Annotated in this window: 18 protein-coding genes; 12 read left to right on the top strand and 6 right to left on the bottom strand. The window is 62.9% G+C overall.

Annotated features, from left to right (window positions below):
• Genes ptsN through recA form a run of 6 tightly spaced genes read right to left on the bottom strand, consistent with a single transcriptional unit; the run spans window position 1 to window position 4,520 of the window.
• On the bottom strand, window positions 1-447 hold the full coding sequence (gene ptsN, locus ACLIKD_RS18955; protein WP_428826244.1) for a PTS IIA-like nitrogen regulatory protein PtsN: 447 nt from the start codon (window positions 445-447) through the stop codon (window positions 1-3).
• Window positions 448-501: 54 nt separating this feature from the next.
• Window positions 502-825, bottom strand: coding sequence for a ribosome hibernation-promoting factor, HPF/YfiA family (gene hpf, locus ACLIKD_RS18950; RefSeq protein ID WP_226417753.1), 324 nt, complete (start codon window positions 823-825; stop codon window positions 502-504).
• A gap of 14 nt (window positions 826-839) precedes the next feature.
• Complete coding sequence (locus ACLIKD_RS18945) at window positions 840-2,309, bottom strand: RNA polymerase factor sigma-54 (RefSeq protein ID WP_428826243.1); 1,470 nt, start codon at window positions 2,307-2,309, stop codon at window positions 840-842.
• 27 nt (window positions 2,310-2,336) lie between these two features.
• On the bottom strand, window positions 2,337-3,071 hold the full coding sequence (gene lptB, locus ACLIKD_RS18940; RefSeq protein WP_226417755.1) for an LPS export ABC transporter ATP-binding protein: 735 nt from the start codon (window positions 3,069-3,071) through the stop codon (window positions 2,337-2,339).
• Window positions 3,068-3,499 (bottom strand): recombination regulator RecX, encoded by a 432-nt coding sequence (recX, locus tag ACLIKD_RS18935; RefSeq protein WP_428826242.1) that lies wholly within the window; start codon window positions 3,497-3,499, stop codon window positions 3,068-3,070. The genes lptB and recX overlap by 4 nt, the downstream gene beginning before the upstream one ends.
• Entirely contained in the window at window positions 3,492-4,520 is a 1,029-nt protein-coding gene (recA, locus tag ACLIKD_RS18930; protein ID WP_226417757.1) for a recombinase RecA, read from the bottom strand. Before recA ends, recX begins: the two co-directional genes overlap by 8 nt.
• 212 nt (window positions 4,521-4,732) lie before the next feature.
• Here recA and ACLIKD_RS18925 point away from each other — a divergent pair, with 212 nt between their 5' ends.
• The 12 genes from ACLIKD_RS18925 to ACLIKD_RS18870 all read left to right on the top strand — a co-directional run bounded on the left by ACLIKD_RS18925 (window position 4,733) and on the right by ACLIKD_RS18870 (window position 14,578).
• The gene (locus tag ACLIKD_RS18925) at window positions 4,733-4,969 is read left to right on the top strand and encodes a hypothetical protein (RefSeq protein ID WP_226417758.1); all 237 of its coding nucleotides are present in this window, start codon (window positions 4,733-4,735) and stop codon (window positions 4,967-4,969) included.
• Window positions 4,957-5,619: an RluA family pseudouridine synthase gene (locus tag ACLIKD_RS18920; RefSeq protein WP_428826241.1), complete on the top strand. Its 663-nt coding sequence runs from the start codon at window positions 4,957-4,959 to the stop codon at window positions 5,617-5,619. Before ACLIKD_RS18925 ends, ACLIKD_RS18920 begins: the two co-directional genes overlap by 13 nt.
• 60 nt (window positions 5,620-5,679) lie before the next feature.
• Window positions 5,680-7,176 carry a sodium:solute symporter family protein gene (locus ACLIKD_RS18915; protein ID WP_428826240.1) on the top strand — a complete coding sequence of 499 codons (1,497 nt, stop codon included), beginning with the start codon at window positions 5,680-5,682 and terminating at the stop codon, window positions 7,174-7,176.
• Window positions 7,177-7,191: 15 nt separating this feature from the next.
• Window positions 7,192-8,244, top strand: a complete 1,053-nt coding sequence (locus ACLIKD_RS18910) for a VanZ family protein (protein WP_428826239.1) — start codon at window positions 7,192-7,194, stop codon at window positions 8,242-8,244.
• A gap of 54 nt (window positions 8,245-8,298) precedes the next feature.
• Window positions 8,299-8,607: a (2Fe-2S) ferredoxin domain-containing protein gene (locus ACLIKD_RS18905; RefSeq protein WP_226417762.1), complete on the top strand. Its 309-nt coding sequence runs from the start codon at window positions 8,299-8,301 to the stop codon at window positions 8,605-8,607.
• The gene (locus ACLIKD_RS18900) at window positions 8,604-9,242 is read left to right on the top strand and encodes an alpha/beta hydrolase (protein WP_226417763.1); all 639 of its coding nucleotides are present in this window, start codon (window positions 8,604-8,606) and stop codon (window positions 9,240-9,242) included. The genes ACLIKD_RS18905 and ACLIKD_RS18900 overlap by 4 nt, the downstream gene beginning before the upstream one ends.
• The gene (locus tag ACLIKD_RS18895) at window positions 9,230-10,147 is read left to right on the top strand and encodes an ATP-binding cassette domain-containing protein (RefSeq protein WP_226417764.1); all 918 of its coding nucleotides are present in this window, start codon (window positions 9,230-9,232) and stop codon (window positions 10,145-10,147) included. The genes ACLIKD_RS18900 and ACLIKD_RS18895 overlap by 13 nt, the downstream gene beginning before the upstream one ends.
• The gene (locus ACLIKD_RS18890) at window positions 10,147-10,905 is read left to right on the top strand and encodes an ABC transporter permease (RefSeq protein ID WP_428826238.1); all 759 of its coding nucleotides are present in this window, start codon (window positions 10,147-10,149) and stop codon (window positions 10,903-10,905) included. Before ACLIKD_RS18895 ends, ACLIKD_RS18890 begins: the two co-directional genes overlap by 1 nt.
• Window positions 10,906-10,914: 9 nt before the next feature.
• A complete protein-coding gene (gene cutA / locus ACLIKD_RS18885) occupies window positions 10,915-11,232 on the top strand; it encodes a divalent-cation tolerance protein CutA (protein ID WP_428826237.1) in 318 nt (105 codons plus the stop codon).
• The gene (locus tag ACLIKD_RS18880; RefSeq protein ID WP_428826236.1) at window positions 11,229-12,983 is read left to right on the top strand and encodes a protein-disulfide reductase DsbD; all 1,755 of its coding nucleotides are present in this window, start codon (window positions 11,229-11,231) and stop codon (window positions 12,981-12,983) included. The genes cutA and ACLIKD_RS18880 overlap by 4 nt, the downstream gene beginning before the upstream one ends.
• 107 nt (window positions 12,984-13,090) lie before the next feature.
• The gene (locus tag ACLIKD_RS18875; protein WP_226417767.1) at window positions 13,091-13,327 is read left to right on the top strand and encodes an acyl carrier protein; all 237 of its coding nucleotides are present in this window, start codon (window positions 13,091-13,093) and stop codon (window positions 13,325-13,327) included.
• Between the two features lie 3 nt (window positions 13,328-13,330).
• The gene (locus tag ACLIKD_RS18870) at window positions 13,331-14,578 is read left to right on the top strand and encodes a beta-ketoacyl-[acyl-carrier-protein] synthase family protein (protein ID WP_428826235.1); all 1,248 of its coding nucleotides are present in this window, start codon (window positions 13,331-13,333) and stop codon (window positions 14,576-14,578) included.
• Window positions 14,579-14,595: the final 17 nt, after the last annotated feature.

Here is a 14,595-nt window from a genome sequence, read left to right as displayed (position 1 = left end):
TCAGCCTTGAAAAAGGGCAACGACGGTCGCCGGGTCGGGCGCCACCAGCAAGGCTTCGCGGAAAGCGCGGTCAGAAAAGCGCTGGGCAAGTTCCGAAAGAACCTGAAGATGCTGCTCGGTAGCCTGTTCCGGCACCAGCAACACAAAGAGCAGATTAACCGGACGACCATCGGGTGAATCGAAGGGTACCGGGGTGGCCAGCCGCAGGAATGCACCGGCCGCCTGTTTCAGACCCTTGATCCGGCCATGAGGAATGGCAATGCCTTGGCCAAGACCGGTCGAGCCCAATTTTTCACGGGCGAACAGGCTGTCGAAAATGACCGATCGGGCGAGCCCGAGGTGCGCCTCAAAGAGCAGGCCAGCTTGTTCGAATACCCGTTTCTTGCTGCTGGCTTCGAGGTCGAGTAGCACCTGCGAGGCAGACAGAATATTGCTTAAGGGGTTCATAGGGGGAGTGGAAGAAACAAAGGCCGCAGCAACGGGGCTGCGGCCGATCGGCGCTTATTCAGCGGCGTGAAGCGCAGGTTTGTCACCGCGATGGTGATCCTGCACCTTCTGCTTGTACTTCAGGATCTGACGATCCAACTTGTCGAACATGGCATCAATGGCAGCGTAGAGATCGTCACCGGACTCCTCGACATGCATATCCTTACCCGGCACGTGGACCGTGACTTCTGCCTTCTGCTTGAGTTTCTCGACAGACAGGACAACGCTCACACCAGTAACCTTGTCAAAATGGCGAACCACGGGATCCAGCTTATTTTCCACGTACTCGCGCAACGCAGGGGTAACCTCGATGTGTTGACCAGCGATCTGCAGATTCATTTTTTCTCCTCTCTCTACAGGGTCTTGCGTAAATTGACCGGCGGGATGCTGAGCGACTCACGGTATTTTGCAACCGTACGTCTTGCTACAACGATTCCCTGCTGGCCTAGTATTTCGGATAATTGACTATCCGACAAGGGCTTCTTGCCATCCTCGGCTCCGACCAACTGCTTGATCAGCGCGCGAATGGCGGTGGCGGAACAGGCTCCGCCAGTATCGGTAGCAACATGGCTACCGAAGAAGTATTTCAATTCAAAAATGCCACGTGGCGTTGCCATGTATTTCTGGCTGGTAACGCGGGATACCGTCGACTCGTGCAACCCGAGTATATCGGCAATTTCGCGCAACACCAGCGGACGCATGGCGACTTCGCCATGCTCGAAGAACTGTCGCTGGCGATCAACAATCGCCTGGGTAACGCGATGAATCGTCTCGAAACGCTGCTGGACGTTCTTGATCAGCCAGCGCGCCTCCTGCAATTGTCCGGTCAGATTGCCGTTACCACGGCGCTGCCGGGCAAGAATTTCGGCATACAGACGGTTGATGCGCAAACGCGGATAGGCGTCCGGATTGATATAAGCCGTCCATTTGCCCTTGAGCTTTTTGACGATCACATCCGGCGTGATATAGCGCGCCTCGACCTGGGCAAAATCCGCTCCCGGCCTCGGATTCAGGCTGGTGATCAGGGAGTGCGCTGCTTTCAGGGCCTCGTCGTCGCAGCCGGTAGACCGGCGAATCTTGGCAAAATCGCGGGCTGCCAACAATTCGAGATGCTTTTCGACGATGGTCAGCGCCAGGGTCCGTTCGGCGCTGGGCGGCAGGACCTTCAACTGCAAGGCCAGACATTCCTGCGGGCTACGGGCGCCGATACCGGTCGGGTCGAAGCTCTGGATATAGTTCAGGGCGATTTCGAGGTCGTCGAGCTCGATTTCGTATTCCGCCGGCAGCGTCTCCAGCAGTTCCTGCAGCGGCGAGGAGAGGTAACCATCGTCGTCGAGCGCCTCGATCAGGAAACGGACCAGGCCGCGGTCGCGCTCGGAGAGCTGGGTCATGCCCAGTTGCCACCCCAAATGATCGCGCAGGCTGATGGTCCCGCCATGAATATCCTGGGCATCACTGTCATCATCGTCATCGCGGCCGGCCCCGGTAAACGTGCCGGCATCGGAAGCCCAACGATCATCGTCGACATCGGAAGGCGCCGCCGGAACGTCCTTTTCACGCTCCTCGCGGGCATCCCGCTCCTCGCGTTCGACGCGCTGCTCGCGCTCGCCCTCGCTGGTTTGCGGGGCGTCGAATTGCTGGGCACCGACGAAAGACTCGCTGCCTTGATCATCGTCACGCTCAAGCATCGGATTCTCAAGCAAATAGCGCTCGAGTTCCTGCTGCATTTCGATAGTCGACAACTGCAGCAGCTTGATCGACTGCTGCAACTGCGGCGTCAGGGCCAGGTGCTGCGAGAGTTTGAGTTGGAGTGCCGGCTTCATCGGTTGGGGTCGCGTGCTGCGGGTCGGTCAGAGCCGGAAGTGCTCGCCGAGGTACACTTTGCGGACGCTTTCATTATCAACGATTTCCTCTGGCCGTCCAGCAGCCAGGACACGTCCGGCGTTAATAATGTAGGCGTGGTCGCAAATGCCAAGCGTCTCGCGAACGTTGTGATCGGTAATCAGCACGCCGATACCGCGCTCCTTGAGGAAGCGGATGATTTTCTGGATTTCCAGCACGGCGATCGGGTCGACCCCGGCAAACGGCTCGTCGAGCAGGATGAAGCGGGGGTTGGTGGCCAGCGCCCGGGCGATTTCCACCCGTCGACGCTCGCCGCCGGACAGCGCCGAGGCATTCACATGGCGGACATGACCGATGTGCAATTCGCTGAGCAGGCCTTCGAGACGATCGTTCAGTTCGCTTTCCGGCAGATCGAGCAGCTCGAGGATCGCCCGGATGTTTTCCTCGACATTGAGCTTGCGGAAAACCGAAGCCTCCTGCGGCAAATAGGAAAGTCCCTGGCGAGCCCGGCTGTGCATGGCCAGATGCGTCAGCTTGGTGTCGTCGATATAGACCTCGCCGCCATCGGCCGGGACCAGTCCGACAATCATGTAGAAGCAGGTCGTCTTGCCGGCACCGTTCGGGCCGAGCAGGCCGACGACTTCACCGGATTTGACCTCGAAGGAAACATCCTCGACGACAGTCCGTGCCTTGTAGCGTTTCTTGAGATTGTGGGCCGAGAGCCTGGCTGCTGGGTTGGTCATTCATCTGCTCCGCGCATGACCCGGCGAATGGCATCGCCGGAAAAGCCGCGATATTGCAAAAACCGCATCTGTTTGCCGCGTTCTGCCGCCGATTGCGGCAACTGGCCGAATTTTCTCGACCAGACCACGCGACAACGTTCGGTCTCGTCCCCGGCTTCGGGCAGGGCGGCCGCGATGTCGTCATCGTTGACCCCGCGTTGGCGCAATTCCTGTTTCAAGCGGGCGTCGCCATAGCGCCTGGCGCGCGCTACGACGCGCTGGCTGGCGTAGCGCTGATCGCAAAGGAGCTGCTGCTCTTGCAGCGTATCGAGTACGCCGTCGAGCTCTTCCGCCGATCCAGCTTCGCTGGCGAGCTTGGCCTTCAACTCTGCCCGGCTATGATCGCGCCGGGTCAGCAGTTGCAGGGCGCGCACGCGCAGATCAGGCATCAGTCTTGGCCGCTTTGACCGGCTTGATGACGTTGGTGCTGGCAGCTTCGCGGATACCGGCCTCGATTTCCTGGGCGATTTCCGGATGTGCCTTGAGGAATTCGCGGGAATTGTCCTTGCCCTGGCCGATTTTTTCGCCCTTGTAGGAATACCAGGCGCCGGATTTCTCGACCAGTTTGTGGGCTACCCCGAGTTCGACGATTTCGCCATGGCGGGAAATGCCTTCGCCGTACAGGATGTCAAAAATGGCTTCGCGGAAGGGTGGCGACACCTTGTTCTTGACGACCTTGACCTTGGTTTCGCTGCCGATCACCTCGTCACCCTTCTTGATCGAGCCGATACGGCGGATGTCGAGGCGGACGGAAGCATAAAACTTCAGCGCATTGCCGCCGGTCGTCGTTTCCGGCGAGCCGAACATGACGCCGATCTTCATCCGGATCTGGTTGATGAAGATGACCAGCGTATTGGTCTTCTTGATGTTGGCGGTCAGCTTGCGCAGCGCCTGGCTCATCAGGCGGGCGTGCAGGCCGACCATCTGGTCGCCCATTTCGCCTTCGATTTCAGCGCGCGGGGTGAGGGCGGCGACCGAGTCGATGACGATGATGTCGACCGAACCGGAACGCACCAGCATGTCGGAGATTTCGAGAGCCTGCTCGCCGGTATCCGGCTGCGAGATCAACAGGTCACCGACATTGACGCCGAGCTTCTGGGCGTATTGCGGATCGAGCGCGTGTTCGGCGTCGATGAAGGCAGCGACGCCGCCCAGTTTCTGCATTTCGGCAATGACCTGCAGACAGAGCGTGGTCTTGCCCGAGGATTCCGGACCGTAGATTTCGACCACCCGGCCGCGCGGCAGACCGCCGACGCCCAACGCGATATCCAAGCCGAGCGAACCGGTGGATACCACCTGGATGCCTTCATCGATCTCGGCATCGCCCATCTTCATGATGGAGCCTTTGCCGAACTGCTTTTCAATCTGTTGCAGCGCTGCGCTGAGCGCCTTTGCCTTGTTGTCGTCCATGGTGGTACCTCGAAAATTTGAGCGGATTATGGCACAGGGGCCAAAGATGGAATAGAAATTGCGTGACAGTCAGAAACAGCACCCGAAATCTAATATGCCAATGGCAACATCGATTTTCCGGGAAATTGCGGTGACACGGGGTATATTTCGCTCACCCTGAAAACGGGCCACCAGAATACTGGTTATAAATACAGTATCGATACTGCAATCACTTGGCAAGAAGATTCTTCTCTCTCCCCGACATGCGTACCAAGCTGCTGCTATTCATTTTCATTGCCGCGCTCTCGACCATGGCCCAGGCCCGACCGGCCCCGTGGTACTGGTGGGCCAGTAGCGTCAGCGAGGCGCGGGTCTGCGCGCAGACCTCGCCCGGCAAGGCCTGGCTCCGCGAACCGCAGGCTTTTCGCGACGCCCAGTGCAGCGTCCGGCTTGAATCATGGCTACGCTGAGCATCTATAGCCCGCCGCCCGACACCGGCTTGCAGATCGTTTTCGCCGACGCCAGCCTGATCGTCGTCGACAAGCCGGCCGGCCTGCTTTCCGTTCCCGGGCGCGGCGCCGACAAGCAGGATTGCCTGGCGCTCCGGGTGCAAAGGGAATATCCCGACGCGCTGATCGTTCACCGGCTGGACATGTCGACTTCCGGCCTGCTCTTGCTGGCGCGTGGCGAATTGATGCAGAGCCAGCTTTCCCGGCTGTTTCGCGAACGCCAGGTCGACAAGCGCTACATTGCCGTGGTTGCCGGCCTGCTCGCCGAAGAAACCGGCGAGATCGACCTGCCGCTGATCTGCGACTGGCCAAATCGCCCCCGACAAATAGTCGATTTCGACCAGGGCAAGAGTTCACAGACCAAATTTCGCCGGCAGAGCCAGGATCCGCAAGCCGGAACCACGCGCGTCGAACTGGAGCCGGTCACCGGCCGGACGCACCAGCTACGCGTCCATATGGCGGCGCTCGGCCACCCGATTCTCGGCGACGACCTGTATGGCGGCTCGGCCACTGCGGCGGCGGAGCGTCTGCTGCTGCACGCCATGGATCTGGCCTTTATCCACCCGTTGACCGCGGTGCCGATGCGTTTTCACCGCCGCCCGCCGTTCTAGGGTCTGAAAACCTTATAATTCCTGCGTTTTCAATCCCTTGCCCCGGCTGCCTGCAGAATCATGCTGATCTGGTTCGTCGTTCTCTATCTGCTCGCCTCGATCGGCATCGGCCTTTACGCCGCCACCCGCGTCCATAACGCCAAGGATTTCGCCGTCGCCGGCCGCAGCCTGCCGTTGCCGGTCGTCACCGCGACGGTTTTTGCCACCTGGTTCGGCGCCGAGGCGGTGTTCGGGGTATCCGCCACCTTCGTCAAGGACGGCCTGCGCGGCGTCGTCGCCGATCCTTTCGGCGCCAGCCTGTGCCTGGTCATCGCCGGCATCTTTTACGGCACCAAGATCTACAAGCTCAATGTCCTGACGCTCGGCGACTTTTTCCGCATGCGTTACAACCGCACGGTCGAAATCCTTGCCACGCTGTGCATCGTGATCTCCTACCTAGGCTGGGTCTCGGCCCAGATCAAGGCGCTCGGCCTGGTCTTCAACGTCGTCACCGACGGGGCAATCAGCCAGCAACTCGGCATGGTGCTGGGCACCGCCATCGTGCTCACCTACACCACCTTTGGCGGCATGTTCTCGGTGGCCATTCTCGATTTCGTCCAGATGGGCGTCGTCATGGGCGGCATGCTGTTCATCGGCTATCTCGTCTCGGGCATGACCGGCGGCGTCCAGGCCGTCATCAGCCACGCCTCGGCGGCCGGCAAGCTCGACTTTTTCCCGCGCGGCAACTGGGTCGAATGGCTGGCCTTCGTGGGCGCCTGGCTGACCATGATGCTCGGCTCGATTCCGCAGCAGGACGTCTTCCAGCGCGTCACCTCGGCGAAGAGCGCGCGCGTTGCCATCTACGCATCGATGCTCGGCGGCGTCCTGTATTTCTGCTTCACCTTCGTGCCGATGTTCATCGCCTATTCGGCGACCCTGATCAACCCGCTCCAATTCACCGGCCTGATCCAGAACGATTCCCAGCTCGTCCTGCCGACGCTGGTCCTGCAGCACACGCCGATCTTTGCCCAGGCCATCTTCTTTGGCGCCGTGCTGGCGGCGATCATGGCCTGTTCGTCGGCGACACTGCTCGCCCCGTCGGTATCTTTTTCGGAAAACATCCTGCGCAACATCTACCCGGCGATCAACGACCGTGGGCTGCTCCGCATGATGCGCATCACCATGGTCTGTTTCGCCTGCCTGGTGCTTGGCTTTGCGCTGTCCAGCCAGGCCTCGATCTTCAAGATGGTGGAAAGCGCCTACAAGATCACGCTGGCCGGCGCTTTCGTGCCGCTCTTCTTCGGCGCCTACTGGTCGCGCGGCACCACCCAGGGCGCCTTGGCAGCGATCATCGGCGGCGTCAGCGCGTGGCTGGTAATCGAGTTGCTGGTCGGCGACGCCAGTCTGGTGCCGCCCCAATTGATCGGACTGGGCGTCAGCATCATCGGCATGATCGGCGGCTCGCTGCTGCCGCAATGGGTCGGCCGCCCAACACCGCATGCCGATGTCCATCAGGCCCTGCATCACCGGGCAGCGGCGGAAACCCACCACGCGGCCGATCACGCGCATTTGCACTGACATACAATCGGGCTCATGAACACGCGCGGCCCCATTCTTCTTGCCCGTTACCTGGCCCTTGCCTGGTGCGGGCTGGTCGTTTACGGCAGCCTGCACCCGTTCAGCGGCTGGCGCGATACCGGGGTTTCGCCGATCGCCTTCCTCGACGGCGGCTGGCCGCGCTACTGGACCGGCTTCGATCTGGCGGCCAACGTCGCCGTATACCTGCCGCTCGGTTTCTTCCTGACCCTGGCGCTGCGCGGTCTGCCGGGTCGCTTTACGGCACCGATCCTCGCCGTGCTGCTGGCCGGCGGCGTCAGCTTCGGGCTGGAAACGGTACAAACCTGGCTCCCCTCGCGCGTGCCGTCCAATGTCGATCTGGCTTGCAACACTCTGGGCGGCCTACTCGGCGCGATCTGGGCGCAATGGGTCGGGCCGCGGATTTTTGCCCGCATCGCCGCGCTTGAACAGCAACTGATCGCACCGGTGCGGCACGCCGAACTCGGCCTGACCCTGCTCGGCCTCTGGCTGCTCGTCCCGCTGTCGCCGGAAACCTTGCTCTTCGGCGCCGGCGATCTGCGCCAGTGGCTCGGCTTTACTGGCGCGATGCCGTTTGCAGCCGACAGTTTCGTCGTCATCGAAACCAGCATCACCGCCCTCAACGCCCTTGCCGTCGGCCTGATCCTGCGCCTGCTCTGCATCCGGTGGACGGTTGCCTACCTGATCGTGCCGCTCTTCCTGCTCCTCGGGCTGATCGTACGCACGCTGGCCGCCGCCGTTCTGATCAGTCCGGGCGAGGCGCTGGCCTGGCTGACGCCGGGCGCCCAGAACGGCTTGCTGATCGGCGGACTCGGTTTGGCCGTCGCCCTGGCCCTGCCGGCTACTCCGCGCCTGATGCTGGCGGCGCTGGCGCTGATGGCCGGCGCCGTGCTGGTCAACCTGGCGCCGCCCAACCCGTATTCGACGGCGGCGCTGGCCACCTGGCGGCAGGGACACTTTCTCAATTTCAACGGTCTGACCCGGCTGGTCGCCACGCTATGGCCTTTCCTGACCTTGCCATTCTTGCTGCTAACCAGCCGTAAACCGTAGCGTTCCACGTGAAACGGGACCGCCTATAATGTTCTTCCCCCATGGAGAAACCGGATGAGCTATTTCAAACACCACGTCTTTTTCTGCTGCAACCAGCGCGAAGCCAACGAGCAATGCTGCAATGCCGTCGGCGGAACCGAAATGTTCGCCTTCGCCAAGGACCGCATTGGCGCCCTGAAAAAGAATGGTGCCGGCCAGATTCGTATCAACAAGGCCGGCTGCCTCGGCCGTTGCGATCAGGGGCCGGTGATGGTCGTGTACCCCGAAGAAGTCTGGTATTCCTACTTCGACAAGGAAGATGTCGAGGAAATCATCAACGAACACCTGCTTAACGATCGCATCGTCGAACGCCTGAAAATATGAGAGCGCTGGAAGAAAAAATCCTGATCGACGGCCCAGCCGGCAAGATCGACGTCATCATGGAACGGCCGGATGCGCCGCGCGGCATCGCGCTGATCGCCCATCCGCATCCGATCGGTGGCGGCGCCAATACCAACAAGGTGGCCTACACGCTGGCCCGCACGTTCGTCAGTCTCGGCTATGCCGCTTTTCGGCCGAATTTCCGCGGCGTCGGCGGCACTGAAGGCGTCCATGACGAAGGCCGCGGTGAAACCGACGACCTGCTGGCCGTTCTGCAGGATGCCAAGTGCCGCTGCGGCGACCTGCCGGTGGCGCTGGCCGGCTTTTCCTTCGGCGCCTACTGCCAGACGCGCGTGGCCAAACGGCTGGCCGAAGCCGGGCACCCGGCCCAGCGCCTGGTGCTGGTCGGCACCGCCGCCGGCTTCGTCGAAGGCACCCGTCAGTACGACACCGAAGCCGTGCCGCACGACACCATTGTCATTCACGGCTCGGCCGACGAAACCGTACCGCCGGCCAATGTCTTTGACTGGGCGCAACCGCTCGACCTGCCCGTCGTCATCGTGCCCGGCGCCGACCACTTTTTCCATCGTCGCCTGCACCTGATCCGCGACATCATCACCCGCGCATGGCGACACTAGGCGTCGTCAACCTTCGCAAGACCTATGCCGGCACCGCGGTGGTCGACGGGCTGTCCTTCGCCGTCGAACCGGGTACCTGCTTCGGCCTGCTCGGCCCGAACGGCGCCGGCAAGACGACAACCTTGCGCCTCTGCCTCGGCTTGACCGCTCCGGACAGCGGCGAAATCACCCTCAACAACTGCGCCATTCCCCAGGATGCCCAGCGGGCGAGGGCACGGGTTGGCGTCGTGCCGCAGTTCGACAACCTCGATCCGGACTTCTCGGCGAGCGAAAACCTGCTCGTCTTCGGCCGCTACTTTGGCATTCCCGAACCCGAGATCAAGGCCCGCATCCCGCAACTGCTCGACTTCGCCAGCCTCGGCAGCAAGGCCGACGCCCGCATCTCGACGCTGTCCGGCGGCATGAAGCGCCGGCTGACCCTGGCCCGCGCCCTGGTCAACAACCCCGACATCATTTTCCTCGACGAACCGACGACCGGCCTCGATCCACAGGCCCGTCACCTGATCTGGGATCGCCTGAAACAACTGAAGTCGGCCGGCAAGACGCTGATCCTGACCACCCATTTCATGGACGAGGCGGAGCGCCTGTGCGACTCGCTGATCGTCATCGACCACGGTCGCAAGATCGCCGAAGGCAGCCCGCGCCAGCTGATTGCCGAGCAGATCGAACCGCAGGTCATCGAGGTCTACGACGAGGCCGGCGGCGACCTGCCGGGCTTTGTCGAAGCACACCGCCAACTGGCCGAGCGGGTCGAGAGCAGCGGCGAAACGGCCTTCTTCTACTGCCGTGCGCCGCACGAGCTGCTCGCCCGACTGGCCCTGGCCAGCGGTTTGCGTTACGTCCATCGCGCCTCCAATCTCGAAGACGTATTTATCAAACTAACCGGCCGGGAGCTCCGGGACTGATGCAACTGTTCAACTGGCTCCCCATCTGGCGGCGCAATTTCCTGGTCTGGAAAAAGCTGGCCATCCCCTCCATCCTCGGCAATCTGGCCGATCCGCTGATCTACATGCTCGGCCTCGGCTACGGTCTGGGCGCCATGCTGCCGAACATCGACGGCCAGTCCTATGTCGCCTTCCTGGCCGGCGGCACCGTTTGTGCCTCGACGATGAATGCCGCGACCTTCGAGGCCCTGTATTCGTCCTTTTCCCGAATGCACGTCCAGAAAACCTGGGACGCCATCCTCAACACACCGCTCGGTCTGACCGATGTGGTCGCTGGCGAACTGTTCTGGGCGGCGACCAAGTCGCTGTTTTCCGGCGCCGCCATTCTCGTCGTCATCACCGCCCTCGGCCTGACCCACGGCCCGATGCTGCTCTGGGCGCTGCCGGCCATCGTCCTGACCGGCCTGGCCTTTGCCGCGCTCGGCCTGATCTGGAATGCGCTGGCCCCGTCCTACGATTTCTTCATGTATTACTTCACGCTGTTCATCACGCCGATGACGCTGATTTCCGGCGTCTTTTTCCCGACCGATCAACTGCCCGGCTGGCTGGCCATGATCGGCGCCTGGCTGCCGCTCGCCCAGGGCGTTGCCCTGGTCCGCCCACTGCTCGCCGGCCAGGTGCCAACCGACGCCCTGATCCATATCATGGCCTTGCTCGGCACCACCGTCGTAGCCTTCGCCATTGCGCTACGGCTGACCCGCCGCCGGCTCCTCAAATAGAGTTCGCTGATGGAAACCCTGCTCGTCATTACCAATTGTCCCGACGAAGAAACCGCCAACGCCATCGCGCTGGCCCTGGTCGAGGCCAAACTGGCCGCCTGCGTCAATATCCTGCCACGCGTCCAGTCGCTTTACCGCTGGCAGGGCGTCGTCGAATCGGCCACCGAAATTCCGCTGTTCATCAAGACCAGCGCCGAGCGCTATGCCGCGCTGGAAACAGCCATCCGCGAACTGCACCCGCACGCCATTCCGGAAATCATCGCGCTACCGGTCAGCCACGGCTTGCCTGAGTACTTGAACTGGGTGGCGGCAGAAACCGTCCAATGACCATGCGCAGCCTATTCCTCCTCTTTTCCTTGCTGTTCTCGCTGGCCCATGCCGACGAATTTCTCGATCCGGCTGTCGCCTTCAAACCGTCGGCGCGCGCCCTCGATGGGCAAACCGTCGAAGTCACCTACGCGATCGCCAAAGGCTATTACCTGTACCGGCATGCCTTCCGGGTCGCCGTCGAAGGCGAAGCCGCGACACTGGGCGAACTGCAGATTCCCAAGGGCAAGGAAAAGGACGACGAGAATTTCGGCAAGGTCGAGGTCTATTACAAGACGGTAGCCATTCGCGTACCGGTCGCACGCAATGCCTCGGGCGCCTTGCCGCTCAAGCTGAACGTCACCTCGCAAGGCTGTGCCGATGCCGGCGTCTGCTATCCGCCGCAAACCCAGCCGGTCAGCCTCGAATTGCCCGATCCGGCCAGCACACCGGCGGCAGCTGGCGGCGCCGCGGCAACCGACGGCAACGAAAGCGGCACGATCGCCAATACGCTGAAGAATGCCGGCTTCTGGGCCATTCTCGCCTTCTTTTTCCTGGCCGGCCTTGGCTTGTCGCTGACCCCCTGCGTCTTCCCGATGATTCCCATCCTCTCGGGCATCATCGCCGGACAAGGCCACAAGATATCGCACGGCCGGGGCTTGGCCCTGTCGCTCACCTACGTCCTCGGGATGGCGGTGACCTACGCCGCAGCCGGCGTCGCTGCCGGCCTGACCGGCACGCTGCTTTCCGCCGCGCTGCAGAATGCCTGGGTACTGAGCAGCTTTGCGCTGGTTTTCGTGGTCTTGTCGTTCTCGATGTTCGGCTTCTACGAGCTGCAACTGCCCAGTTCGCTGCAAAGCAAATTGTCGGACGAAGCGGGCCACCTGCAGGGCGGGCGCGGTATCGGCGTCTTCCTGATGGGCGCCCTGTCGGCTTTGATCGTCGGTCCCTGCGTCGCCGCACCGCTCGCCGGCGCCTTGCTCTACATCGGCCAGACCGGCGATGCCGTACTCGGCGGCACCGCGCTGTTCGTCATGGCCCTGGGCATGGGCGCGCCGCTGATCGCGGTCGGCGTCGCCGGCGGTTCGTTGCTGCCGAAAACCGGGCCGTGGATGGAAGCCGTCAAGAAAGCCTTCGGCGTGTTGCTGCTGGCCACCGCCATCTGGCTGATCGCGCCGGTCATCCCAGCCGTTGTCGAAATGCTGGCCTGGGCGGCGCTGCTGATCATCCCGGCCATCTACCTGCATGCGCTCGACCCGCTGCCGCCGCACGCCAAGGGCTGGCATCGCTTCTGGAAAGGCATCGGCATCGTCATGCTGCTGACCGGCGCCGCCTTGCTGCTCGGCGCCCTGGCCGGCAGCCGCGACCCGCTGCAGCCGCTGGCCGGGCTGCGCGGCCAGGCCCAGGCGACGGAGATCAAGAAACTGTCGTTCGAACCAGTCGCCTCGCTGGCCGAACTGGAAAGCAAAGTGATGGCCGCCGGGCAACCGGTAATGCTCGATTTCTATGCTGACTGGTGCGTGTCGTGCAAGGAAATGGAGCGGTTTACCTTCTCCGAGGCGGCGGTGCAGGCCAAGCTGGCCGGCTTCAAGCTGCTCAAGGCCGACGTCACCGGCAACACCGCCGAGCACAAGGCGCTGCTCGCCCGTTTCAATCTCTACGGCCCGCCGGGTATCCTGTTTTTCGACAAACAGGGCAAGGAAGTCAAGGCCGTCCGGGTAGTCGGCTTCCAGAACGCCGCGGCGTTCCTGCAGTCGCTGGAGCGTCTGTAGCCGTTCGCTGGCCAACCCGGCCGGCCGCCTGCGGCGATCTTTGGCGAATCGCGAAAAGCGCCGCTAACTTTTGTAAAAAGAAGGCCTTGCGCTAAAATGCGCCGACCATGGAATCCCTTAGCCTGATACGCGATTTTCTCCAGGACCGGCTCGGCACGACGCCCGACAAGGTCACTCCCGAAGCCCCGCTCGCTACACTCGGCGTCGATTCGCTGATGATGCTCGAATTGATGTTCGAATTTGAAGACCGTTTCGGCATCACCCTCTCCAAAGATCTGAAAAGCCCCGAGACGGTCGGCGAAATGGCTGCGCTGATGGACCGGCTGCGCAGCGAACAAAGCTGAAGCATGAACCAGCGTCGGGTGGCCATTACCGGGCTGGGGCTCGTCAGCCCCTACGGCGGCGATCTGCCGGATTTTTTCGCGCGCCTGCTGGCCGGTGAGTCGGCGGTCCGTTTTCTCCACACCGACGACGTTCCCCGGCCGTTGCGCATTCCCTTCGTCAGCTGTCCCGGCTTCAGTGCCGAGACGACGCTCGGTCGGGCGCTGGCCGGGACGATGGACCGCTTCGCCCAGCTCGGCACCGCCGCCGCCTTCAGCGCCTGGGAAGATGCCGGCCTGACGCGCGGCCAGTTTCCGGAAAACCGCGACAACTGGGGAGTCGCCTGGGGCACGGCGCTGGGCGGCACACTGGCCTACGAAAAAGGCTACCGCGAGTTGTGGCAGAACGGCCGCGAGCGGGTCTCGCCGCTTTCCGTCATTCTCGGCATGAACAACGCGGCCAACGCCCACATTTCGATCCAGCTAGGCCTCGGCGGCGTCAGCATGAGCCACACCGTGGCCTGTGCCTCGTCGGCCATCGCCATCGGCGAAGCCTTCCGCCGCGTGCGCAGCGGTGAGGCGCCGGTGATGCTGACCGGTGGTTCCGATGCACCGCAGGCCTACGGCGTCGCCCGGGCCTGGGAAGCGTTGCGCGTCATGGCCAGCGGTGACGAACAGACCTCCCCGCAAGCCTGTCGGCCGTTCAGCGCCGACCGCACCGGCCTGGTCCTGGCCGAGGGCGGGGCGGCCCTGGTCCTTGAAGACTGGGCCCATGCCGTCGCCCGCGGCGCCCGCATCCACGGCGAACTGGTCGGCTACGGCACGAGTTGCGACCACAGCCACCTGGTCCGTCCGGAAGCGGCCGGCCAGGTCCGGGCGCTCAACGCCGCGCTGGCCGACGGCGGCCTGGCGCCGGCCGACATCGATTACGTCAATGCCCATGGCACGGCCACCGCCGAAGGCGATCCGGTCGAAGTGGCGGCGCTCCGGGCAGTATTCGGCGAACGGGCCAGCCGCCTGCCGATCAGCGCCACCAAATCGATGCACGGCCACCAGCTCGGTGCCGCCGGCGCCATCGAGGCCATCGTCACGGTACTCGCCCTGCGCGACCAGGCCATTCCACCGACCGCCCATCTCGCCACGCTCGACCCGGCCTGCATCGGGGTCGACCACGTGCGCAGCGTCCGACGCGACCAGCCGTTGCGGGCCGCCTTGTCGAACTCCTTTGCCTTTGGCGGCAGCAACGCGGTACTCGCGTTCCGCGCCCCAGCCTAACCCCACGGAAGTCCTGC

This window comes from Azonexus sp. IMCC34842, assembly GCF_050368855.1.
Taxonomy (GTDB): Bacteria; Pseudomonadota; Gammaproteobacteria; order Burkholderiales; family Rhodocyclaceae; genus Azonexus; species Azonexus denitrificans_A.
Note: the sequence above shows the minus strand (reverse complement) of the source record. Positions and strands in the feature narration are given on the sequence as shown.